This is a genomic window from Streptomyces californicus (assembly GCF_000717645.1).
Lineage (GTDB): Bacteria > Actinomycetota > Actinomycetes > Streptomycetales > Streptomycetaceae > Streptomyces > Streptomyces californicus.
Genome location: NZ_JNZZ01000011.1, coordinates 152,489 through 172,601 on the forward strand (window position 1 = coordinate 152,489; position 20,113 = coordinate 172,601).

Here is a 20,113-nt window from a genome sequence, read left to right on the forward strand (position 1 = left end):
CGGATTGACGCCGACCGTCAATCGTCCGCCGCCCGACCCCCGCCGACCGGCGCGTACACCCGCCCCTGTCCGCGTTCCGGGCGGGCGCGCGGAGGTCGCACGGGTTCGATTACGCTCGGACTCATGGCCGACGCACCGTACAAGCTGATCCTCCTCCGCCACGGCGAGAGCGAATGGAACGCGAAGAACCTGTTCACCGGCTGGGTGGACGTCAACCTCACCGAAAAGGGCGAGAAGGAAGCGGTCCGGGGCGGTGAGCTGCTCAAGGACGCCGGTCTGCTCCCGGACGTCCTGCACACCTCCCTCCAGCGCCGCGCGATCCGCACCGCGCAGCTCGCCCTGGAGTCCGCCGACCGCCTGTGGATCCCGGTCCGCCGCTCCTGGCGCCTGAACGAGCGCCACTACGGCGCGCTCCAGGGCAAGGACAAGGCGCAGACGCTCGCCGAGTTCGGCGAGGAGCAGTTCATGCTGTGGCGCCGCTCGTACGACACCCCGCCGCCGCCGCTGGCCCGCGACGCGGAGTACAGCCAGTTCGACGACCCGCGCTACGCGACGCTCCCGCCGGAGCTGCGCCCGGACACGGAGTGCCTCAAGGACGTCGTCGTCCGCATGCTCCCGTACTGGTTCGACAGCATCGTCCCGGACCTCCTCACCGGCCGCACGGTCCTGGTCGCCGCCCACGGCAACAGCCTCCGCGCCCTGGTGAAGCACCTGGACGGCATCTCGGACGAGGACATCGCGGGCCTCAACATCCCGACCGGCATCCCGCTCTCCTACGAGCTGGACGCCGACTTCAAGCCGCTCAAGCCGGGCGGCACGTACCTCGACCCGGATGCGGCGAAGGCCGCCATCGAGGCCGTGAAGAACCAGGGCAAGAAGAAGTAGGTCCGTACGAAGAAGCCCTCTTCCCGCCGTTGACGCGTGCGGGGAGGGGGCTTTTCCGTTGCCCGGACCTGGCCGTCGCGGCGGGGGCGGGGGTCCTCTGCCGTCCGGGTCGTCCCACGGCTCGCGCTCAGGCCGCGCGGATCGTCACGCGTCGCGTCCGACCGTCCGGCTTCTCCGTTCGATCAGGACGACGTCCCGCCAGGTCCCGCGATGGCGGCCGATGCGTTCGCGGAGGCCGATCTCCCGGAAGCCGAGGCCGCGGTGCAGGGCGAGGCCGGCGGTGTTCTCGGGGAAGACTCCGGACTGGATCGTCCAGATGCCCGCCGCCTCGGTCGAGTCGATGAGGGCTTCCAGGAGGGTCCGCGCGATGCCCCGGCCTCGGGCGTCGGGGTGTACGTACACCGAGTGCTCGACCACGCCCGCGTACGCGCACCGGTCGGAGACCGCGGATGCGGCGGTCCAGCCGAGCACGGTGCCGGTGCGGTCGAGGGCCACGTACCGGTGTCCGGGCAGGCGGGCGGCGTCGAAGACCGGCCAGGCGGGGGCGGCGGTCTCGAAGGTGGCGTTCCCCTCGTCGATGCCGAGGCCGTAGACCGTGAGGACTCCCTCGGCGTGCACGGCGCGCATCGGCTCGACGCGCGCCGCCGGGGCGCCGGTCATGCGTCGGGCTGCGGGGCGATGGCGTCGATCAGGGCGCGGACGCGTCGTTCGATCTCGTCCCGGATGGGGCGCACGGCGGCGACGCCCCGGCCGGCCGGGTCCGGAAGCCGCCAGTCCAGGTAGCGCTTGCCGGGGAAGACGGGGCACGCGTCCCCGCAGCCCATGGTGATGACGACGTCGGAGGCGCGGACGGCGTCCGCCGTGAGGACCTTGGGCACCTCGGCCGCGATGTCGATGCCGACCTCGGCGAGCGCCTCGACGACGGCCGGGTTGACCGTGTCCGCCGGTGCGGACCCGGCGGACCGGACGTGAACGCGGTCACCGGCGAGGTGGGTGAGGAGGGCGGCGGCCATCTGCGAACGCCCGGCGTTGTGGACGCAGACGAACAGCACCGACGGGCGCTGCGGAGTGTCAGGCACGGGTGGGCTCCTCCTGCGGTGCGGGGTTCGTGGGGGCGGCGGGGGTGAAGTAGCGGCGTGCGTACAGGGCCACGTGGACCAGGCCGATCAGTACGGGCACTTCGATGAGCGGACCGACGACACCGGCCAGCGCCTGGCCCGAGGTGGCGCCGAAGGCGGCGATCGCGACCGCGATGGCGAGTTCGAAGTTGTTGCCCGCCGCTGTGAAGGCGAGCGTGGTGGTACGGGGGTGGTCGAGGCCGACGGCCTTGCCCAGGAGCATCGATCCGGCCCACATCACCACGAAGTAGACCAGCAGCGGCAGCGCGATGCGGGCCACGTCGAACGGCTGCGAGGTGATCGCGCCGCCCTGGAGCGCGAAGAGCACGACGATCGTGAACAGCAGTCCGTACAGGGCGAACGGGCCGATACGCGGGATCAGGCGCGTCTCGTACCAGGTGCGCCCCTTGGCCCTCTCCCCGATGCGGCGGGTCAGGTAGCCGGCCGCGAGAGGGATGCCGAGGAAGATGAGGACGCTGCGGGCGATCTCCCACACGGAGACGTCCAGACCCGTCTGCTCCAGGCCGAGCCAACCCGGGAGCACCTGGAGGTAGAACCAGCCGAGCGCGGAGAACGCGATGACCTGGAACACCGAGTTGAGCGCGACCAGGACGGCCGCCGCCTCGCGGTGACCGCATGCCAGGTCGTTCCAGATGATGACCATGGCGATACAGCGGGCCAGGCCGACGATGATCAGACCGGTGCGGTACTCGGGCAGGTCGGGCAGGAACATCCAGGCCAGCGCGAACATGAGGGCCGGTCCGAGCACCCAGTTCAGCAGCAGCGACGGCAGCAGCAGGCGCCGGTCGCGGGTCACGGTGTCGAGCCGGTCGTAGCGGACCTTGGCCAGGACCGGGTACATCATCACGAGCAGGCCGAGTGCGATCGGCAGGGACACCCCGCTCACGGTCACCGTGGCCAGCGCGTCCCCGAGCCCCGGCACCAGGCGGCCGAGGCCGAGGCCGGCGGCCATCGCGGCGAGAATCCACACGGCCAGGTAGCGGTCCAGGAACGACAGCCTCCCGGCCACGCCCTGTTCCGGCGCGCCGGCGCTCACGAGGCGTCGCCCGTCGCCGGGGAACCGGCCGTAGCGGTGCCGCCGGGGCGGGTCAGGACGCCCGCCAGGCGGTCGGTCGTCTCCGGCAGCAGCCAGTAGTAGACCCAGGTGCCGCGCCGCTCGCAGTCGATCAGGCCGGCCTGCCGCAGCAGCTTGAGGTGGTGCGAGATCGTCGGCTGCGACAGATCGAACGCCGGGGTGAGATCGCAGACGCAGACCTCGCCGCCCGCCCGCGACGCGATCATGGACAGCAGCCGCAGGCGCACCGGATCGCCGAGCGCCTTGAACACCTTCGCCAGCTCTTCGGCCTGTTCCTCGCCCAGGGGGGCGGTCAGCAGACCCGGGCAGCACGCCCCGGCCGCCTCGGACCGCCCCACCACCGCAAGCTCTTGTTTCGACATTCTTCTATGTTGACACCCTTCGAAACAGCGCGCAATCTTGCATCGAAGAACGTCGATTCAAGCCGATTCCGGCGAAGGGGAGAACCACCATGTCCCGTGCTCAGCTCGCCCTGCGCGTCAGCGACCTCGAAGCATCCGTCGCCTTCTACACGAAGCTGTTCGGCGCCGAACCGGCCAAGCGCCGCGAGGGGTACGCCAACTTCGCCCTCACCGAGCCCCCGCTCAAGCTCGTCCTCATCGAGGGCGAGCCGGGAGAGGAGACCCGTCTCGACCACCTCGGCGTCGAGGTCGAGTCCACCGACCAGGTCGCGGCGGCCGCCGGCCGCCTCAAGGACGCCGGGCTGGCCACGTTCGAGGAGAACGACACGTCCTGCTGCTACGCCCTCCAGGACAAGGTCTGGGTCCGCGGGCCCGGCCAGGAGCCCTGGGAGGTCTACGTGGTCAAGGCCGACGCGGACACCCTCGGCAAGAGCGCCCGCACCGAGGGCGACGCCGAGGCCGGCTGCTGCGCCACGGAGACGCCGGCGAACGAGGCCCCCGCGCCCGGGGGTTCGTGCGGTTGCGGCTGACCCGGGCAGAGGTACGCGGTGCACCGCCCGCACGGGGAGGCACTCACGGCCCCGGCTTCCGACATCTGCATAGCCGCGCCGGCGCTCGCGGCCCGCTTTCCGGCATCTGCACGGTCGTACTGACATTCCCGGCCCGGTTTCCGACGTCTGCACGGGCACGAGCTTTCCGTCGACAGCGGCAGCCTCCATTGACGCAGGTCAGCAGGGTGCACGCCCGCCGCCGACCGGAGCGCCCCGCAGGCTCCTGTGGACGAGGGCAGACTTTTGAAGTACCTTCCAAGTTATGACGACCATGCCTGCCGAAGCGAACTTCTCGGAGCTCATCCAAAAGCCCAAGGACACCGTCGCCCGCATGCAGGTCAACGCCCGTCGCGGCCTCTTGCTCCACCGCCGCGACGAAGAGGACCTGTACCTCACCACCGCCGCGCGAGCCGAGCAGGCCGTTCAGGTCGTCGACTCCACCACCCGCATGTTCGTCGCCCTCCTGAGGGAGAGCCCCGCAGCCGTTGAACTGCTGACCCGCGCGTTTCCCGAGGCGTTCCCCTGGGTCCGCTTCCTTCCGCGAAAGGCCGTCCAGGAGTTCCTGCTGGAGTTCGTCGAAACGGCTCGGGCCAGCACCTCTCTCGGCAGCCTGGCTCCGATCACCACAGTGATAGCCGCCTGGAAGCACACGGCAGAGATCTACGCCGACCCCGAGCTGCACGCCACCCTCACCCAGGACCACGGCGACGGCGACTTCGGAGACGTACCCGTGCCGCCGTCGGAGGACGAGTGAGCTTAGGCAAGAACGACGACGTCCCGCCCCCTCCGGCCAAGGGCGAGTACCACATCAAGTTCGCCAACCGGCAGGCGGCCGTCGGCTGGCGGCAGTTGATGCAACAGATACCGGCCAACACGAACACTGCCTGGCATCTGATGAGGAAGACGCCGTCACCGGCTGTCGAAACGGACCGGCATCACCGGCTCAAGTTCGCTCTGGCCGAGGGAGTTCGGGGCGGCGAGACATTCCCTCAGTGGCAGATCGAAGTGTCCGGGGGCGGGCGCATCTGGTATCTGCACGACGAGAACCGGCAGACCTGTTGGGTAACGCAAGCGGGCACTGGGCATCCTCGGCAGACTGACCGGTGATCCCGCATGGTGAAGCGGGCCCCACCGTTCCGTGGGGACCGCTTGACCACGCCATGCCAGCCGTCAACGGGGCATGCCCGTGCCGCGTCCGGGCCCTCCGCCTTCGCCGGTCGGCAGCAAGAGCACCGGCGGGTCGACGAACAGTCATCCGCCGTGTCACTCCCGCCGGCTCAGCCCGGCGGCTCACCCCACCGGCTTGCGCCAGACCGAGATGTGTCGGGGGGAGTCGTCGGTGAACGGGGAGCCGTCCCAGTCCGCCACGCGTTGTTCCTGTTCGAGGCCGGCGATGCGGGCCATCAGGTCGAGCTCCGCCGGCCAGGCGTACCGGTGGCGGGAGGCGCCTCGGCGGTAGCGGCCGTCCTCGCCGTCGCGGGTGAAGTGGTGGGACACCAGGTGCTGTTGGACCAGCTCGAAGGTGTCGAACCCCAGGTGCCGGTCCGATACGTCGAACGGCACCGCGACCTGGCCGGGCGGCAGGAAGCGCAGCGGGGGCACGACCAGCTCGATGACGAACCGGCCGCCGGGGGCGAGGTGGCGGGCCGCGTTCTCGAAGCACGCGACCTGCTCGTCCTGCGTGAGCAGGTTGGAGATGGTGTTGTAGACGAGGTAGACGAGGGTGAAGGAGCCGGGGACGACCGTGGTGGCCATGTCCCCGATCACCACCGGGAGGGTCTCCTCGTCGGCCTTGGTGCGGAGCACGTCCGCCATCGGCTCGGACAGTTCGATGCCCGTCACCAGAACGCCGCGCTCCCGGAGCGGCACGCCCACGCGGCCGGTGCCGATGGCGAACTCCAGGGCCCGGCCGTTCCCGGCGAGCCGGGCGAGGAAGTCGAGGGCGGCGGGCGAGGAGTTCTCGGCCTCCTCGGCGTCGTAGCGGTCGGCGGTCTCTCGGGTCCACAGTTCGCTGCTCGTCACGGGCGACCACTCTGCCGCGCGCACTCTGCCCTGTCGACGCGATTTCCCGGGAGGCGCTCCCTCGCCCGCGCTCTCCGCCGCACCCACGGTCCCGGCTCTCCCCGCTGCCAGTTCCAGGGCTCGTGTGATCATGGGCGTGGACGGCAGAGTCGGCGGAGCGAGAGGGAGCGGCGGTGAGCGAGAAGCAGTCGTACCTCGGTACGCCGGCGACCCTCGCCGTCATGATCATCGCGGCGGTCTGGACGGCGGCGAGTTCGGGAACCGCCCCGTACGCGCGCGTGTTGGCGTGCGTCTGGGCGGGCGGTGCCGCGGTGAACCTCGTACTTCTGCTGGTCAGGCGGCGGCGTGACCTGCGCGCGGCCACCCAGGCCGCTGCGGACGGCGCGGACGCCAAGGACGCCGAGGGCGCCAGGAACGCCGCAGACGCGAAGGCCGCCGCGGACGCCGACCGCTGATACGACCGCTGATAGGGCCGCCGGAGCCCGTGTACCGGCATCGATGTCAGTGCCCCCTGGCACGATCGGCCGCATGACCGTCTACCTCCTCACCGACATCGAGCAGGCCGTGCGCAGCAGTTGGAGCGCCGAGACCTGCACCCCGGAGTACCGCGACCGCTGGACTCCGGACAATCCCGCGCGCGACCAGTGCGGGGTCACCGCCATGGTGCTGAACGACCTGCTCGGCGGGGAGTTGGTCCGGGGCGAGGTCCACGTCGACGGCGTCCGGACCGACTTCCACTGGTGGAACCGGCTCGGTGCGGGGGTGGAAGTCGACCTGACCCGGGAGCAGTTCGGGCCCGAGGAGTCCGTCGTCGGCGGTGACGTCATCGTCCGGCCGCCGGTCACCGAGTGGTCGCGGCTCCAGGAGGAGTACCTGCTCCTGCGCGATCGCGTCATGGGGCGGCTCGGTGCGGGGGCGGTCGCGCCGTAGCTGATCCGTGGCCGTTCCGTGCCCGGCCGGACCGGCCGAAGTGGCCCTCGTACGCACTACGGTGAGTGCGTGCCGTCGCGCCGCCCCGTCGCGCGCGGCGGCCCGTCGGCGCCTTTGGGCACGCGGCCGGCGGACCACCTTCCAGGGCAAGGAGAACGGGGAGAGCGATCATGAGTGAGTCTCTGAGGACCTTCGTCGGCGGCACCGAGGTGGAGGTGCCGAACAGCATCCCGGACATCCGTGCCGCGCTGCCCGACGAGAGACGCGAGGAGTTCGATCTCGCGATCAACAAGGCCGGTGTGCACGAGATCCACGCCGTGATGCGGCACTGGATGCTGGAGGCCGTCCCCGATCCCGAGGCCGAGAAGATCCTGGCCCGGCTGGCGCGGGACGAGGCCGAGAGGCGGAGCGTCGCTTGAGCTTCCGTATCTCCTACGCACCGCCCGCCGACGACACCCTGGCCAAGATGCGCGACGGCGAGACGTTCCGGGACGCGATGGCCCGTACGCTCGGCGCGGAGCCGTACGGCCACGCCTCCTCCGCCGTCAAGCGCGAGCGGGACCGGCGCGAGGCGACCGTCGCCGGGGCCATCGTCCTCTACTACGTCTCCCGGTCCGTCCTCACCGTCACCGTGGTCCGGCTCGTGCCGCTGCCCTGAGACCGGCCGGAAGGACCTGGCACACCCGTACCGACGGCCTGCCGCGCGGTCCCGTCCGCCCTCACCGGCCGGCCGAACCCCGCCGACGCCGCGCGCCCCTGGCCCCAACCTCTGGGCCGGGGGCGCGCGTTCCTCCGCGGTGCCGTCAGCCGAGCTTCTTGTCCTGGGCCGCCACGACCTCCGCCGGCACCTCGAACTTCACACCGGCGTCGCCGGCCGCCGCCAGGTTGAAGGCGAAGAACGTCGCGACCGAACTCCCCTTGCGCAGTGCCACCAGCTTGAACGGGGCCTTGTCGCCGTCGTCCTCGGAGGTGACGGTCCACGCCGCGGACTCCTCGCCGCCGGTGACCTTCTCCTCGGCGACCGAGGCGATCTTGGTCGGCGTACCGGCGACCGTGGCGGTGAAGCCGCCCGCGCAGTCCGCCGCCGCCTTCTTCAGCGCCGAGAACGTGTCGGCGCCCGCCGTCCCCTCGTAGGAGTGCAGCGCGACGAACGTGGACGTCAGGTTGAAGGCGTCCTTGAACGCGTCCTCGGCATCGCCCTCCGCCAGGTCCTCCAGCGACTTCTTCTTGCCGTCGGTCTTCGGCTCGTCGATCACCTTGCGCTTCGCGCTCGCGGCCGAACCCTCCTGCGCCACGCCGTACATGGCGTGGGCGACCGGCAGGCACTCCTTCTTGTCGACCTTGACGCCGTCCGCCGGGACCTCGTCGGCCGCGCCCGCCTTGGTGATCTTGGTGCCCTCGACGTCGCCCTGGGCGAGGGCGGCCTTCTCCACCTCGTCCGCGCTGAGCGTCTTGGCCGGAGTCTCCGGGGCCGAGGAGGATCCGGCCGCCGCGGCCTTGTCGTCCTTCTTCCCGTCCTTGCCGTCGGCGTCCGACGCGCCGCCACAGGCCGTGGCGAGCAGGGTGAGGGCGGCCGCGGAGGCGGCGAGAGCGGTACGGCGTACGGCAGTGGCGCGCATGGGTGTCATCTCTCCGGTTCGGGGTGCGATCGCCCCTTTGCCGCGCGGCACTTCGACGCCGTCTGGACGGGCCGTCGCAGTGCCCCACACTCTACGATCGAACCTGTGAGCGATGACGGGTTCGGAGCGCCCCTCCCGGGATCGTGATTCCGCTGTGATCATCTTGTGAACGCGCTGTGCGGGGCGGGGGTACAACCTTTCGGCCCTGCCCGGTCGTTGCGCTCATCGCCGTCGTGGGCAAGGGCTTCCCCACTGTGTCCGACCGGGCAGCCTCCCCACCGTGTCCGTTCGGACCGCCGACGCGGGGCCGCGCGGGGGGAGGTCAGTCCTCGGACGGGCGCCGGGTCAGGTGGCTGAACGCGTCCAGGTTCCGGGTGGACTCGCCGCGCGCCACCCGCCACGCGTACTCCTTGCGGATCGAGCTGGCGAACCCCAGCTCCAGCAGGGTGTTGAACGCCCCGTCCGCCGCTTCGAGCACCACGCCGAACAGCCGGTCCAGCTCCTCGGGGGTGACCACCGAGAGCGGCAGCTTGCCGACCAGGTAGACATCGCCGAGCGAATCGATCGCGTAACTCACCCCGAAGAGGCGGAGGTTACGCTCCAGCAGCCAGCGGTGGACCGCGGCGTCGTTCTCGTCGGGGTGCCGCACGACGAAGGCGTTGAGGGAGAGGGAGTGCTTGCCGACGATCAGCGAGCAGGTCGTCGACAGCTTGCGGGTGCCGGGCAGCGTCACGACGTAGTTGCCGCTCCCCGGGCTCTCCCATGCGAGCCCGGCGTCGTTCAGCGTCGCCTCGATGACCTGGGCCGCTGCGGTCTCGTCCGGTACGTCAGCCATGCTGCGAGCCTACGACAGTGCGCGGCGGGCGGCCCGGGGGCCTCAGGCCGGGGGCTCCCGGCGGGCGGCTCGCGAGTTCCCGGCGGGCGGCTCACGGTTCTCGCTCCTCGGCGGCCTGGGGGCTCAGCCGTGGCGGGCTGTCGGCGCGGCGGGCGGGCTCAGCCGTGGTGGGTACGGGCCCGGCGGCGGTGGTCGCAGAGCGCGGCCGTGTACACGTCGGCGGTGGCCGACGCGGCCGTGTCCCAGCCGAACGACTGGGCGTGCGCCGCCGCAGCCGCCCCCATCCGCCCGACCAGCTCCGGCGCGTCCGCGAACCGCCCGAGCGCGCGGGCGTACGCCTCCGGCTCGTGCCCCTGCACCAGGAAGCCGCTGACCCCGTCGCGCACCGCCACCGGCAACCCGCCCACGGAGGCGGCGACGACCGGGGTCCCGGCCGCCTGGGCCTCTATGGCGACCAGTCCGAAGGATTCGCTGTACGAGGGCATGACCAGCACCGACGCGGCCCGGAACCAGTCCGCCAGCCGGTCCTGCCCCACCGGCGGGTGGAACCGTACGACGTCGGCGATACCGAGGCGGGCGGCCAGCTTCTGCAGCCCCTCGGGCTTCGCGAGCCCGCTGCCGCTCGGGCCGCCGACCACCGGCACGACGATGCGGGAGCGCAGAGAGGGGTCCCGGTCCAGCAGCACGGCCACCGCGCGCAGCAGCACGTCGGGCGCCTTCAGCGGCTGGATGCGGCCGGCGAAGAGCGGAACGAGCGCGTCCTGCGGCAGGCCGAGCCGGGCCCGTGCGGCGGCGCGGCCGTCGGCGGGGCGGAAGCGGTCCAGGTTGACGCCGGGGTGGACGACGGCGACGGCGGCGGGGTCGGCGTCGTAGAAGCGGACGAGTTCGTCGGCCTCCTCGGCGGTGTTGGCGATCAGCCGGTCGGAGGCGTTGACGATCTGGGTCTCCCCGATGACCCGGGCGGGCGGCTCGGGGGTGTCGCCCTTCGCCAGGGAGGCGTTCTTGACCTTGGCCATGGTGTGCATGGCGTGGACGAGGGGGACGCCCCAGCGCTGGGCGGCCAGCCAGCCGACCTGGCCGGAGAGCCAGTAGTGGGAGTGGACGAGGTCGTAGTAGCCGGGGCGCTGTCCGGCCCACGCCTGCATCACGCCGTGCGTGAAGGCGCAGAGCTGGGCGGGCAGGTCCTCCTTGGCGAGACCTTCGTACGGGCCCGCGTCCACGTGCCGGACCAGGACGCCGGGGGCCAGCTCGACCGCCGGGGCCAGCGAGCCGGTGGTGGCCCGGGTGAATATCTCGACCTCGATGTCGATCGCGGCGAGGCGTCTGGCCAGCTCGACGATGTAGACGTTCATCCCGCCCGCGTCGCCCGTGCCGGGCTGGTGGAGGGGGGACGTGTGCACGGAGAGCATCGCGATGCGGCGCGGCTTGCGGGAGGCCCCGGAGAAGCCTCCGGGGAACCTGAGGCGCGCGGCCGTCCGGGTGGAGCCGAGCCGGGAGACGTACTGGCTCACCTCGTCGGTCCTCCTCGATCGGGGTGGGCTGGGCAGGCTGCGGTGGAGGACGGGCAGTCCTCCGAGGGCGGGAACAGTGGAATGCCGCCTTTCATTTCCGCTTTGCCAAATCATTACGTGCGGGGCGGGGCGGTGCCCGGTGGGGGCGGTGGGGGCGGGCCTGGCGGAAGCGGCCGGTGACCCCGGCCGGCCGGGCGGGGTCGGGCGGTGGCGGCCGGTGGGCCCCGGGCCGGGCGGAAGCGGAGATGTCACCCGGAGCAGCGCAGGGGGCGTCCGGCCGCCCCGAGTCCCCGGAGCAGCGCGGGGGCCTCCGGACGCCCCGAGGCCCCCGCCGCCCTGTCGCATACGCTCGACCCATGCGCCAGCGCCCCATCGGTACCGCCACCCGCGGGACCACCAACCCGAACCGGCTGCGCCGCATGGACCGCTGGATCGCCGACGCCCACGGCCCCGCCCTGCGCCGCGCCGGAACGCCGGTGGCCGTCGATCTCGGGTACGGGGCGGCCCCCTGGACCGCCGTGGAGCTGCTGGGCCGGCTGCGTACCGCCGAGCCGCGCACCCGGGTGGCCGGGATCGAGATCGATCCCGAGCGGGTCGCCGCCGCCCTCCCGTACGAGCGCGAGGGGCTCACCTTCGTCCACGGCGGTTTCGAGATCCCGCTGGACGTCCGGCCGCTGCTGATCCGGGCGGCCAATGTGCTGCGGCAGTACGACGAGGAGCAGGTCGCCGAGGTCTGGGCGCGGCTGTGCTCCCGCCTCGCCCCGGACGGGCTGCTGGTGGAGGGGACCTGCGACGAGATCGGGCGGCGGCACGTGTGGGTGGCGCTGGGGCCCGAGGGACCGCGCACGGTCACCTTCGCGACCCGGCTCGGTTCACTGGAACGCCCGTCCGACCTGGCGGAACGGCTGCCGAAGGCGCTGATCCACCGCAATGTGCCGGGCGAGCCGGTCCACGCGTTCCTGCGGGACTTCGACCGGTCCTGGGCGGCGGCCTCCCCGTACGCCTCCCTCGGCGCGCGGCAGCGCTGGATCGCGGCGGTGCGGGCGCTGGCGTCCGACTGGCCGGTGACGGACGGGGTACGGCGGTGGCGGCAGGGCGAGGTCACGGTGGCCTGGGACGCCCTGCGGCCGGGCGAACGCTGAGCTGTCGCCCGCACGAGGGGAACTTCTCCGTTCCGGGAACGCCCCACGGGCATCGTTCGTCCCTGTGAAAGGGGGCAGGCCCAGAACGGGGCTTTCCGCGGACGGGGACGAGTGGGGCGGCGCGCACCGGAGCGTCGCGCATCGGGGGGAATCGTGATGAAACAGCCCTGTGGGGGCGGTAGCTGACGCGCCAGTAACGGTCGGCCTCTGTTGCTTTGCGGGACGACATGGCACGATCGCGACGTCGTGGAAAAGTTACTGACGGTAAGTCAGAAATGCGTTACCCGAAGTCTATTGCTTTTCTCGCATTCATCTCATATTCGACCGATTGTCCATCCTTTGCGTTCCTTGCATCGGTTGGATGATCTGCACCGCTTACATGGTTTCTGCCGCCTTCACCCGAAGGCGGGCCCGGAGTGCCAACCCGGAGGGGGAGTTCGTGAACCGACGCCACTGCGCCACTGCCGCCATCACGCTGGTCTGTGCGCTGGCCATGCTGACGTCCACCGGTCAGGCCGCGGCCGCCCCGGTTCCGGACCCCTCGCCCTCCGCCTCGGCTCCGGCCGCGTCGCCGCCCCGCTACAGCAACGCGGAGTTGGAGAAGGTCCGCGAACAGATCGAGACGCTGTACCGGAAGGCGGGCGCGGCGACGGACGCGTACAACCTCGCCGAGGAGCAGACGAAGAAGCAGTCCGGCGAGATCGTGCGGCTGGCCAAGGCCATCGTCGACGGCCAGGCGCGGATCGCCGAGCTGAAGGACCGGGCCGGCGCCCAGGCCCGTGAGCAGTACCGCAACGGCGGTCTGCCGCCCGGGGCCCAGCTCGCCCTCAGCAACAACCCGAAGCTCTTCCTGGACGGGATCAACAAGGTCCGCCAGAGCCAGCAGGCGTCCAAGACCCTGCTGGCCGAGCTGGACCAGACCCAGCAGGACCTGGAGACGTACACCCAGGACGCCAGCGCCAACTGGGAGAAGCTGGAAGCGAACCGGGTCAAGCAGGCCAAGGCGAAGAAGAAGATCAACGCCCAGATCAAGGCGGCGGAGAAGCTCGAATCGGAGCTGGAGGACAAGGAGCGCGACCGGCTCCGTCAGCTGGAGGCGGACGCCGCCGCCAAGGCGCAGACGGCCTGGCTCTCCTCCGGCGCGATCAAGGACGTCAGCGGTGAGGCGAGCGCGGCCGGTGCGGCCGCGGTGGCCTTCGCGACGGCCCAGATCGGCAAGCCGTACGTCTGGGGGGCCGAGGGTCCCCGCTCGTACGACTGCTCCGGGCTGACCTCGCAGGCGTGGCTCGCGGCGAAGCGTCCGATCCCGCGCACCTCGCAGGAGCAGTGGCGGCTGCTGCCGCGCATCGACATCAAGGACATGCGCCCCGGCGACCTGATCATCTACCACGCCGACGCCAGCCACGTCGGGATGTACGTGGGCGACGGCGCGATCGTCCACGCACCGCGCCCCGGCCGCAACGTCACCCTGGCGGGCGCTGGCTCGATGAAGATCCTCGGCGTGGTCCGCCCGGACAAGTAGCGGCGGCGGGGGCTGCCGGCCTCGCTTCCCGTAGCCGCCGGGCGGCTGTACGGCGGTCGGTGGGCGACCGCCCCCGGCGGCCAGGCGGGCGCCCCACGGCGGCCCGGCGATCACGCCGCGACTGCACGGCGATCACCCCGCGACGGTCCGGCGGGTGCTCTCGGACGGCCCGCGACGGCCCGGCGGGCGCTCGCGGGCGCCCCGCGAAGGTCCGGCGGGCGCTCATGGGCGCCCGGGGTGGAACACGCCGCCCGGCCGCTCGGGCCTGAACCCAAGGCCGCCCGCTCGGAGCCGAACCCAGGGCCGCCGCCCCGGCCGCTCGGAGCCGAACCGAACCCAGGGCTGCCGCTTCCGGCCGCTCGCGGCTGATCCCGAGGCCGCGTGAGCGGCGTGGACGCCCGGCCGCTCGCGGGCGCGTGAGCGGGGACACTCGGCCGCTCGCGCACGCGTGATGTTTGTCATGCGCGCTTCCCCGCCCTGGCGGCGGCCCATCGCGCCGGATCCGTGCCGGGACGCGGCTTATGGCGGCGCATATGACAGGGGCCGGTTCACCCGCGCCATTCCGTTCCCCCGCCACGGGCCGCTATCGTCCCCGACTGGCGGATCGTCGATCGGCGACCCGCCGCGCCCTCGGGGGGAGGGAAGGAAACCCGAACCGATGCCCGTACCCGTACCGCAGCAGCGTTCCGCTTCCGCTGCGGAGACCTCGCACGGCGATCTCACCCTGCTGGTGATCGAGGACGACCCGGCGGGCACCACCATCACCGTCCCCGAGCTCTCGGCAGCGGCCGGGACCCGGGTCCGTGTCCGTACCGCCCGCAACCTCACCGAGGCCGCGCGGCTGCTCACCGACGACGTCGACTGCATCCTCCTGGACCTCGCCCTGCCGGCCACCGGCGCGGGCAACGGTCCGGTGGCAGACCCCGGGACCGGCGCGGGGGCCGAGGCGGCGACCGGCCCCGAGGAGGAGCAGCTCTCCGCGCGGGCCGACGAGCTGGCCGCCCTCACCCACGTACTCCGTCTCGCCCCGCACCACGCGGTTCTCGCGCTGACCGCGCAGGACGACACGGAGCTGGCCGCCGAGGCCGTACGCGTCGGGGCGCAGGACTACCTCTTCCGGGGCGAGCTGGACGCGCGGGTCCTGAGCCGCGCCATCCGGTACGCGGTGGAGCGCAAACGCGCCGACATCGCCCAGCACCAGCTCACCGAATCCCGGCTGCGCGCCCAGGAGAACGCCCGGCTGGAACGCGGGCTGCTCCCCACCCCGCTGCTGGACGGCTCCGGGCTGAGCTTCGCCGCCCGCTACCGCCCCGGCCGCAGCCGCGCCCTGCTCGGCGGCGACTTCTACGACGTCGTCCGCACCCCGGACGGCACGGTGCACGCGATGATCGGCGACGTCTGCGGCCACGGCCCGGACGAGGCCGCGCTCGGCGTCGAGCTGCGGATCGCCTGGCGGGCGCTGACCCTGGCCGGGCTGTGCGGGGACGATCTGCTCGCCACCCTCCAGCAGGTGCTGGAGCACGAGCGGCAGAGCGAGGAGATCTTCGCGACGCTCTGCACGGTCGACATCGCTCCCGACGGACGTCAGGCGGGACTCTGCCTGGCCGGGCACCCGGCACCGCTGCTGGCCCGCCACGGCCGGCCCGCCCGACTCCTCCCGTACGAGGACGGCGGCCCGGCGCTGGGGCTGCTCCCCCGGGCCCGGTGGCCGCGCCGGCAGGTGGAGCTGGGCGGCGCCTGGAGCCTGATGCTGTACACGGACGGGCTCATCGAGGGACGCGTGGGCACCGGCGGCAGTGAGCGGCTGGGCCAGGACGGCATGGCGGCGATGGTCAACAGCCGGCTGGAACAGGGGCTGACGGGAGACGAACTGCTGGAGGCGGCGGTCTCCGAGGTCCGGGAGCTGAACGGCGGCGAGCTGACCGACGACGTGGCGGTCCTCCTGCTGGGGCGCGATCCGGAGCGCATACGACGATGGGGCGGCAGCGCACCGCGCTCCCACCCCGCGTCCGTCGACCGGCCGCCGTCGTCAACGCCGCCCGTGCGGGCGGCGGGGGCTCATCGCCCGCCGTTGTAGGGCCCGTACGGGCCGTCGCTGCTGGAACCGCCCCGGCGGCCGCCGCCACCCGAGACCGCCTTGAGCGCGGGACGCACGTCGACCATGAACACGATCGACGCGACGACGCCCGCGAGCTGGAGGAAGAGGATCGGGATGAGCAGGTTCACCGCGACGGCGACGCCCAGGATCACCAGCCAGAAGGACTTCTGCTTCTTGTCGGCGGCGCGGTAGGCGTCCTCACGCGCGGTCGCCGCGAAGACGAACGCGACCACGGCCAGCACCAGCATCCCCAGATAGAGCAGCTGGAGGAGCGAGCCGAACGCTGAGAGCAACATGGTGTGTACCGCCTAGTGAGTGGATGAGCGCCCTGCGGCCGAGAGGGCCAAGGTACCGGGACAACGAGTCGGCCACCCGAAATGGTGCCCGTCCCGCGTCCCGGTCACGCGTGCCGCGCCCCGGGCAGAACCCTTATGGACCCCGTAGGGGTCACGCGCCGGCGGGCGGCGTGGTCTTCTTGGCCGCCGGCTTGCGCGGCGCGGGCGCCTTCTTCGCGGGCGCGGCCTTGGCCTCGGCGGCCTTGGCCGGAGCACCGGGCGCGGCCTTGGTCGCGGCGGGCTTGGCGGTGGCGGGCTTCGCCGGGGTGGACGGCTTGGCGGCGGCGGGCTTCACGGTGCCGCCGGCCGCCGGAGCGGTCCCGGTGACACCGGTGGAGGCCGCCTTCGGGGACGCCTTCGGCTCGCTCTTCGGGTCGGCCTCGATGACGGCGGCGATCTCGACGATCTCGTCGGCCGTCTCGCCGCGCCAGGTGCGCACGGTCTGCTCGCCGTGCTCGGCGACCTTCTCGTACGTCTCGCGGGCCTTGATCGCGTACTCGGCGGCCACGCCCACGCTGCGGAGCGCCAGGTCCTGGGCGGTCTCGCCCAGCTTCTTCAGGTCGGCGGAGTCGAAGGAGCCGAACACCTCGGTGACCTTCGCCTGCACAGTGGCCTGGGCCTCCTTGGCCTGCGTGGTCACCTTCTCCTGCACGGCCTTGGGGTCGGTGTTGCGCACGGCGTCGATCCGCTCGGGCGCCTCGGCCCGCAGCTGCTCGATCAGCGCCGGGATCTTGAGCGCCTGCTGCACGGCCAGGTCGGCGGTGCCGGCGGCGAAGTAGAGGGGGGTGGGGTCGGTGAGGGTCTTGCGCAGGTCATCGGTGATGGCCATGACTGTGGTCCTCCCGGATCATCGAACCAGCCGCTGTCAGCTGTGAGGGTCGTGGTCTTTGCCGGCGTCCGCGTCGGGCCCGGCCTGTACGTGGGGCCCGGCGTGCGTCCCGGGCGCGGCTTCCGCGCCGGAGCCGGCTTCCGCGTCAGCGCCGGCCTTCGTGTCGGAGCCGGCCTTCGTGTCGGAGCCGGCCTTCGTGTCGGAGCCGGCCTTCGTGTCGGAGCCGGCCTTCGTGTCGGCTTCCGTGTCGGGCGCGGGGGCGTACCCGTTCTCGCGGCGGAAGGAGTCGTAGATCTGGAGCAGAACGCTCTTCTGCCGCTCGTTGATCGACGGATCGGCCAGGATGACCGCCCGCGTCTCCAGCTCCTCCCGCTCCCGCTCGTCCAGAATCCCCGCACGCACGTACAGGGTCTCGGCCGAGATCCGCAGCGCCTTGGCGACCTGCTGGAGCACGTCCGCACTGGGCTTGCGCAGACCGCGCTCGATCTGGCTGAGATACGGGTTCGACACCCCGGTCGCATCGGCGAGCTGCCGCAACGAGAGCTGCGCCGCACGACGCTGCTCCCGCAGGTACTCCCCGAGATTGCCGACGTTGAGTGATGCCATGACTCGATACTGCACACCCCTGCTAACTATTGCAAGCAGCCGCTTGCAAAAGTGTCCCACGCCACGGTGTGAGGCGGCGGCGACGCGCAGCGGCGGTCGGCGCTTCGCAGGGGATTTCCGTCAGCGGTCGACCGGCCACTGCCCCGCTGTCGGCTCGTGGTCCGCCGTGGCCGAGGCGCTGGATCGGATCGGGATCGATCGACCGCCCGGATTCACGCACGAGGTGGTCTTTCGCCGGTGCCGCTCCTGCCGGAAGCTCGACATCGTGCGGGAGGAGGACCTCGTCTGCGTCTTCTGCGGCGAGGACCTGCCGAGGGAGTGGAACATGGGGGAGCACGGGTGACTGGTCAGACCGCGAGGACCGCATCGCTCTGCGCGTGCGGCGGCATGGCCGTGCGGCGGGTGAACCAGTTCGTCCTCCAGGACGAGTTGTGGTGGGACTCGGAGTTCTCCTGCGGGTCCTGTGACACCCACCTGTGCGAACACGCCGGCCCGGGACCGGCACCTGATCACGTGCGCGAGGCTCTCCTCGCGGCGCACGGGCCTGCCAGGCTGCGGTTGGCCGGTGCGGTTCCCAGCCCCGTCCCCGCTCTGAAGGTCTTACGGGAGGTCACTGCGGCCTCGTTGTCGCGGGCCCGTGACCTGGTCGGGGAACTGAGCCGCGATGGCCTGGTGGGGACGTTGCCGGAGATGGAGTTCCTGATGGTCCGACTGCGGGCGCGTGGCGTCCCCGTCGACATCGACGGGCCGCCGTGCCCCGGAGCCGCGTCCGGTGCCACGGGTCCCTCGTGATGGGATGAGCCGCATGGGCGAACCGACTCTGCGTGACCGCATCGAGCTGTACTACGCCACCGTGCCGTTGGGGTTCGCGGATGCGGAGGAGTTCGGGCCCCTGCGGCTCTTCGTACGGAAGGGGGAGGGCGCCCCGTACTACGGCGGCCCGAACCACGCGTACCCCGTCCCCGCCGGTCCGGCCCCCGTCTCCGCCGGTTCCGCTTCCGGTGGTCCCGCCACCTGTTCCGCTTCTTCCGGTCCTGTGGGCACGGGCATCACCGCCGCCGATATCGCCCGCGTGCGCGCCCGGCAGCGCGAGCTCGGTGTGGCGGAGTCGTTCGAGTGGCTCGCCGAGGTGACACCGTCCCTGCGCGCTCTCGTCGAGGCGGCCGGGCTCCCGGTGGCGGAACGTCCGCTGATGGTTCTCGACCCGCACCACCCGCTCCCCCCGCAGCCCCTGCCCGAGGGCGTCACCATCCGGGTCCTGGACGCGGACGACCTGGGCCTGCCCGCCGTGCTCGCGCTCCCCCGGCTGGCCTTCGCGGACGTGGGTACGGCGGTCGGTCCGGCAGGCCGGGCCGAATTGGCGGCTGTGGCCGAGAAGCTCGTGGCGGACGGCACGGTGGAGACGATCCGCCCCACGCTCCTCACCGGCCACAAGGTCCTCGCCGCCGCCTTCGCCCCGGACGGCACGCCTCTCGCTGCGGGCCACTACCACCCGGCGCGGGGCATCACCGAGATCGGCGGGATCGGCACGCTTCCCACCGCCCGCCGCCAGGGCCTCGGCGCCGCGGTCATGGCGGCCCTGGCCACCCATGCCCGCGAGCACGGCGTGCACACCGTCTTCCTCGCCTACGCGGAGGCCGCCGTCGCCCGCATCTACGCCCGCCTCGGCTTCCGGCCGGCGGGCACCACCCTGCTCATCGCCGACCAGCCGGCCCGGGGACAGTAGCCGTGGCGCGGTGGATCCGGCAGCGGTGAGCGCGCCGAACGCGTAACGGGAGCGGCACCCCCGCCGGCACCGGCTCACGGGCGGCGCGCGACGAAGACGAACTCCTTGCCCGGCCGGTCGGGTGCGTCGCGTACGTCCTCCACCGTGAACCCCTGCGCGGTCAACTCCGCCTCGCTCTCCTCCCGTTCGCGGAAGCGCAGCGTGGAGTCCGAGATCAGCGTCTCCCCGTCGGCGGCGAACACGTACGTCCAGCGGAACGACACCAGCGGCTCGTTCACCTCCGTCACCTCCACCCAGCTCTCGACCGCGCCGACGCCCGGGATCTGCGTCACGCGGCGGGACGCGTCGCGGTTCCAGCCCTCCCAGGCGCGCACGGCCGGGTTCCGGGTCTCGAAGACCAGGCGGCCGCCGGGCCGCAGCACTCCGTACGCGCCGCGCAGGGTCGCGCGCCACGCCTGCGGATCCGCGATCTCCTGGGCGACGTTCGCCGTCATGGTCGCCAGGTCCGCCCGCATCGGCGCAACGTCCGTGGCATCGCCGCAGATCCAGCGCACGCGCTCGCTCCCCGGTTTGGACCGCGCCACGTCGATCGACGCCAGGGCGGGATCGACGCCCACGACGTCGAGCCCGCGGCGGGCCAGCAGCAGGGCGAACTCCCCTGTCCCGCAACCGATGTCGAGCACGCGGCGCGCCCCGAACTCCTCCGCCATCGCGTCGTACGCGTCGAGGTCGCCGCGGTCCGGGTAGAGGTGGTCGTAGATCGCGGCGAGCCGTGGATGCCCGAAGCATGCGTCAGCCATGGGTCCGAACGTAGGGCCGCCGAGCCGGAAGGCCCACTCGTTTTCCTCGCCGGTCGCCATGGTTCACAACATCTCTTTCGAAACAAC

The 20,113-nt window shown here is 72.2% G+C and carries 25 protein-coding genes; 12 read left to right on the top strand and 13 right to left on the bottom strand.

What is annotated here, in order from left to right; genetic code table 11:
• Positions 1-123: 123 nt before the first annotated feature.
• On the top strand, positions 124-885 hold the full coding sequence (locus IF19_RS0116445; RefSeq protein WP_030120681.1) for a phosphoglyceromutase: 762 nt from the start codon (positions 124-126) through the stop codon (positions 883-885).
• A gap of 144 nt (positions 886-1,029) precedes the next feature.
• On the opposite strand, the gene IF19_RS0116450 is transcribed toward IF19_RS0116445, so the two are convergent.
• The 4 genes from IF19_RS0116450 to IF19_RS0116465 are packed head-to-tail and all read right to left on the bottom strand — an operon-like array spanning position 1,030 to position 3,461.
• Complete coding sequence (locus IF19_RS0116450) at positions 1,030-1,545, bottom strand: GNAT family N-acetyltransferase (RefSeq protein ID WP_030118991.1); 516 nt, start codon at positions 1,543-1,545, stop codon at positions 1,030-1,032.
• Positions 1,542-1,964: an arsenate reductase ArsC gene (locus IF19_RS0116455; protein WP_030118992.1), complete on the bottom strand. Its 423-nt coding sequence runs from the start codon at positions 1,962-1,964 to the stop codon at positions 1,542-1,544. Before IF19_RS0116455 ends, IF19_RS0116450 begins: the two co-directional genes overlap by 4 nt.
• Entirely contained in the window at positions 1,957-3,060 is a 1,104-nt protein-coding gene (gene arsB, locus IF19_RS0116460; protein WP_030277805.1) for an ACR3 family arsenite efflux transporter, read from the bottom strand. Before arsB ends, IF19_RS0116455 begins: the two co-directional genes overlap by 8 nt.
• Positions 3,057-3,461, bottom strand: a complete 405-nt coding sequence (locus IF19_RS0116465; protein WP_030277804.1) for an ArsR/SmtB family transcription factor — start codon at positions 3,459-3,461, stop codon at positions 3,057-3,059. The genes arsB and IF19_RS0116465 overlap by 4 nt, the downstream gene beginning before the upstream one ends.
• A gap of 89 nt (positions 3,462-3,550) precedes the next feature.
• Between IF19_RS0116465 and IF19_RS0116470 the strand changes: the two genes are divergently transcribed.
• The 3 genes from IF19_RS0116470 to IF19_RS0116480 all read left to right on the top strand — a co-directional run bounded on the left by IF19_RS0116470 (position 3,551) and on the right by IF19_RS0116480 (position 5,158).
• On the top strand, positions 3,551-4,030 hold the full coding sequence (locus tag IF19_RS0116470) for an ArsI/CadI family heavy metal resistance metalloenzyme (protein ID WP_030118995.1): 480 nt from the start codon (positions 3,551-3,553) through the stop codon (positions 4,028-4,030).
• 283 nt (positions 4,031-4,313) lie between these two features.
• Positions 4,314-4,805, top strand: coding sequence for a hypothetical protein (locus IF19_RS0116475; RefSeq protein ID WP_030118996.1), 492 nt, complete (start codon positions 4,314-4,316; stop codon positions 4,803-4,805).
• Positions 4,802-5,158, top strand: a complete 357-nt coding sequence (locus IF19_RS0116480; protein ID WP_030118997.1) for a hypothetical protein — start codon at positions 4,802-4,804, stop codon at positions 5,156-5,158. Before IF19_RS0116475 ends, IF19_RS0116480 begins: the two co-directional genes overlap by 4 nt.
• Positions 5,159-5,341: 183 nt before the next feature.
• On the opposite strand, the gene IF19_RS0116485 is transcribed toward IF19_RS0116480, so the two are convergent.
• Complete coding sequence (locus IF19_RS0116485; protein ID WP_030118998.1) at positions 5,342-6,073, bottom strand: class I SAM-dependent DNA methyltransferase; 732 nt, start codon at positions 6,071-6,073, stop codon at positions 5,342-5,344.
• A 173-nt stretch (positions 6,074-6,246) separates the two neighbouring features.
• Here IF19_RS0116485 and IF19_RS0116490 point away from each other — a divergent pair, with 173 nt between their 5' ends.
• The 4 genes from IF19_RS0116490 (at position 6,247) to IF19_RS0116505 (ending at position 7,661) form a co-directional block, all read left to right on the top strand.
• Positions 6,247-6,528: a hypothetical protein gene (locus tag IF19_RS0116490; protein ID WP_063751588.1), complete on the top strand. Its 282-nt coding sequence runs from the start codon at positions 6,247-6,249 to the stop codon at positions 6,526-6,528.
• Positions 6,529-6,601: 73 nt separating this feature from the next.
• The gene (locus tag IF19_RS0116495; protein WP_030119000.1) at positions 6,602-7,003 is read left to right on the top strand and encodes a YunG family protein; all 402 of its coding nucleotides are present in this window, start codon (positions 6,602-6,604) and stop codon (positions 7,001-7,003) included.
• A gap of 170 nt (positions 7,004-7,173) precedes the next feature.
• On the top strand, positions 7,174-7,422 hold the full coding sequence (locus IF19_RS0116500; protein WP_030119001.1) for a hypothetical protein: 249 nt from the start codon (positions 7,174-7,176) through the stop codon (positions 7,420-7,422).
• Positions 7,419-7,661: a hypothetical protein gene (locus IF19_RS0116505; RefSeq protein ID WP_030119002.1), complete on the top strand. Its 243-nt coding sequence runs from the start codon at positions 7,419-7,421 to the stop codon at positions 7,659-7,661. Before IF19_RS0116500 ends, IF19_RS0116505 begins: the two co-directional genes overlap by 4 nt.
• Before the next feature lie 145 nt (positions 7,662-7,806).
• Here IF19_RS0116505 and IF19_RS0116510 read toward each other — a convergent pair whose 3' ends face one another.
• The 3 genes from IF19_RS0116510 to mshA all read right to left on the bottom strand — a co-directional run bounded on the left by IF19_RS0116510 (position 7,807) and on the right by mshA (position 10,968).
• Positions 7,807-8,622: a hypothetical protein gene (locus tag IF19_RS0116510; protein WP_030119003.1), complete on the bottom strand. Its 816-nt coding sequence runs from the start codon at positions 8,620-8,622 to the stop codon at positions 7,807-7,809.
• Between the two features lie 322 nt (positions 8,623-8,944).
• Positions 8,945-9,457: a type III secretion system chaperone family protein gene (locus IF19_RS0116515; RefSeq protein WP_030119004.1), complete on the bottom strand. Its 513-nt coding sequence runs from the start codon at positions 9,455-9,457 to the stop codon at positions 8,945-8,947.
• Positions 9,458-9,615: 158 nt separating this feature from the next.
• A complete protein-coding gene (gene mshA, locus IF19_RS0116520) occupies positions 9,616-10,968 on the bottom strand; it encodes a D-inositol-3-phosphate glycosyltransferase (protein WP_030120684.1) in 1,353 nt (450 codons plus the stop codon).
• A 356-nt stretch (positions 10,969-11,324) separates the two neighbouring features.
• Between mshA and IF19_RS0116525 the strand changes: the two genes are divergently transcribed.
• The 3 genes from IF19_RS0116525 to IF19_RS0116535 all read left to right on the top strand — a co-directional run bounded on the left by IF19_RS0116525 (position 11,325) and on the right by IF19_RS0116535 (position 15,709).
• Positions 11,325-12,110: a class I SAM-dependent methyltransferase gene (locus IF19_RS0116525; protein ID WP_030119007.1), complete on the top strand. Its 786-nt coding sequence runs from the start codon at positions 11,325-11,327 to the stop codon at positions 12,108-12,110.
• A 439-nt stretch (positions 12,111-12,549) separates the two neighbouring features.
• Positions 12,550-13,632 carry a C40 family peptidase gene (locus tag IF19_RS0116530; RefSeq protein WP_030119008.1) on the top strand — a complete coding sequence of 361 codons (1,083 nt, stop codon included), beginning with the start codon at positions 12,550-12,552 and terminating at the stop codon, positions 13,630-13,632.
• Between the two features lie 658 nt (positions 13,633-14,290).
• Entirely contained in the window at positions 14,291-15,709 is a 1,419-nt protein-coding gene (locus IF19_RS0116535) for a PP2C family protein-serine/threonine phosphatase (RefSeq protein ID WP_030119009.1), read from the top strand.
• Here the strand turns inward: IF19_RS0116535 and IF19_RS0116540 are convergent.
• The 4 genes from IF19_RS0116540 to IF19_RS1000000138680 form a co-directional block, all read right to left on the bottom strand.
• Positions 15,691-16,026, bottom strand: coding sequence for a DUF2516 family protein (locus IF19_RS0116540; RefSeq protein WP_030120685.1), 336 nt, complete (start codon positions 16,024-16,026; stop codon positions 15,691-15,693). The two genes, IF19_RS0116535 and IF19_RS0116540, sit on opposite strands and share 19 nt — an antisense overlap.
• 151 nt (positions 16,027-16,177) lie before the next feature.
• Positions 16,178-16,894 carry a hypothetical protein gene (locus tag IF19_RS0116545; protein ID WP_030119011.1) on the bottom strand — a complete coding sequence of 239 codons (717 nt, stop codon included), beginning with the start codon at positions 16,892-16,894 and terminating at the stop codon, positions 16,178-16,180.
• Between the two features lie 36 nt (positions 16,895-16,930).
• A complete protein-coding gene (locus IF19_RS0116550; protein ID WP_030277800.1) occupies positions 16,931-17,500 on the bottom strand; it encodes a helix-turn-helix domain-containing protein in 570 nt (189 codons plus the stop codon).
• A gap of 347 nt (positions 17,501-17,847) precedes the next feature.
• Entirely contained in the window at positions 17,848-17,970 is a 123-nt protein-coding gene (locus IF19_RS1000000138680; RefSeq protein WP_257135506.1) for a hypothetical protein, read from the bottom strand.
• 335 nt (positions 17,971-18,305) lie between these two features.
• Here IF19_RS1000000138680 and IF19_RS0116565 point away from each other — a divergent pair, with 335 nt between their 5' ends.
• Positions 18,306-19,226 carry a GNAT family N-acetyltransferase gene (locus IF19_RS0116565; RefSeq protein ID WP_030277792.1) on the top strand — a complete coding sequence of 307 codons (921 nt, stop codon included), beginning with the start codon at positions 18,306-18,308 and terminating at the stop codon, positions 19,224-19,226.
• A 74-nt stretch (positions 19,227-19,300) separates the two neighbouring features.
• Here IF19_RS0116565 and IF19_RS0116570 read toward each other — a convergent pair whose 3' ends face one another.
• Positions 19,301-20,026, bottom strand: coding sequence for a class I SAM-dependent methyltransferase (locus IF19_RS0116570; RefSeq protein WP_030119016.1), 726 nt, complete (start codon positions 20,024-20,026; stop codon positions 19,301-19,303).
• Between the last annotated feature and the right edge of the window lie 87 nt (positions 20,027-20,113).

Bases quoted from the DNA above. Each gene is read 5' to 3' on its own strand.
- IF19_RS0116565 (WP_030277792.1), top strand. From the start codon at position 18,306: ATGGGCGAACCGACTCTGCGTGACCGCATCGAGCTGTACTACGCCACC.
- IF19_RS0116475 (WP_030118996.1), top strand. From the start codon at position 4,314: ATGACGACCATGCCTGCCGAAGCGAACTTCTCGGAGCTCATCCAAAAG.
- IF19_RS0116470 (WP_030118995.1), top strand. From the start codon at position 3,551: ATGTCCCGTGCTCAGCTCGCCCTGCGCGTCAGCGACCTCGAAGCATCC.
- IF19_RS0116500 (WP_030119001.1), top strand. From the start codon at position 7,174: ATGAGTGAGTCTCTGAGGACCTTCGTCGGCGGCACCGAGGTGGAGGTG.
- IF19_RS0116445 (WP_030120681.1), top strand. From the start codon at position 124: ATGGCCGACGCACCGTACAAGCTGATCCTCCTCCGCCACGGCGAGAGC.
- IF19_RS0116535 (WP_030119009.1), top strand. From the start codon at position 14,291: ATGCCCGTACCCGTACCGCAGCAGCGTTCCGCTTCCGCTGCGGAGACC.
- IF19_RS0116450 (WP_030118991.1), bottom strand. From the start codon at position 1,545: ATGACCGGCGCCCCGGCGGCGCGCGTCGAGCCGATGCGCGCCGTGCAC.
- IF19_RS0116550 (WP_030277800.1), bottom strand. From the start codon at position 17,500: ATGGCATCACTCAACGTCGGCAATCTCGGGGAGTACCTGCGGGAGCAG.
- IF19_RS0116525 (WP_030119007.1), top strand. From the start codon at position 11,325: ATGCGCCAGCGCCCCATCGGTACCGCCACCCGCGGGACCACCAACCCG.
- IF19_RS0116465 (WP_030277804.1), bottom strand. From the start codon at position 3,461: ATGTCGAAACAAGAGCTTGCGGTGGTGGGGCGGTCCGAGGCGGCCGGG.
- IF19_RS0116495 (WP_030119000.1), top strand. From the start codon at position 6,602: ATGACCGTCTACCTCCTCACCGACATCGAGCAGGCCGTGCGCAGCAGT.
- IF19_RS0116510 (WP_030119003.1), bottom strand. From the start codon at position 8,622: ATGCGCGCCACTGCCGTACGCCGTACCGCTCTCGCCGCCTCCGCGGCC.
- IF19_RS0116545 (WP_030119011.1), bottom strand. From the start codon at position 16,894: ATGGCCATCACCGATGACCTGCGCAAGACCCTCACCGACCCCACCCCC.
- IF19_RS0116570 (WP_030119016.1), bottom strand. From the start codon at position 20,026: ATGGCTGACGCATGCTTCGGGCATCCACGGCTCGCCGCGATCTACGAC.
- IF19_RS0116515 (WP_030119004.1), bottom strand. From the start codon at position 9,457: ATGGCTGACGTACCGGACGAGACCGCAGCGGCCCAGGTCATCGAGGCG.
- IF19_RS0116540 (WP_030120685.1), bottom strand. From the start codon at position 16,026: ATGTTGCTCTCAGCGTTCGGCTCGCTCCTCCAGCTGCTCTATCTGGGG.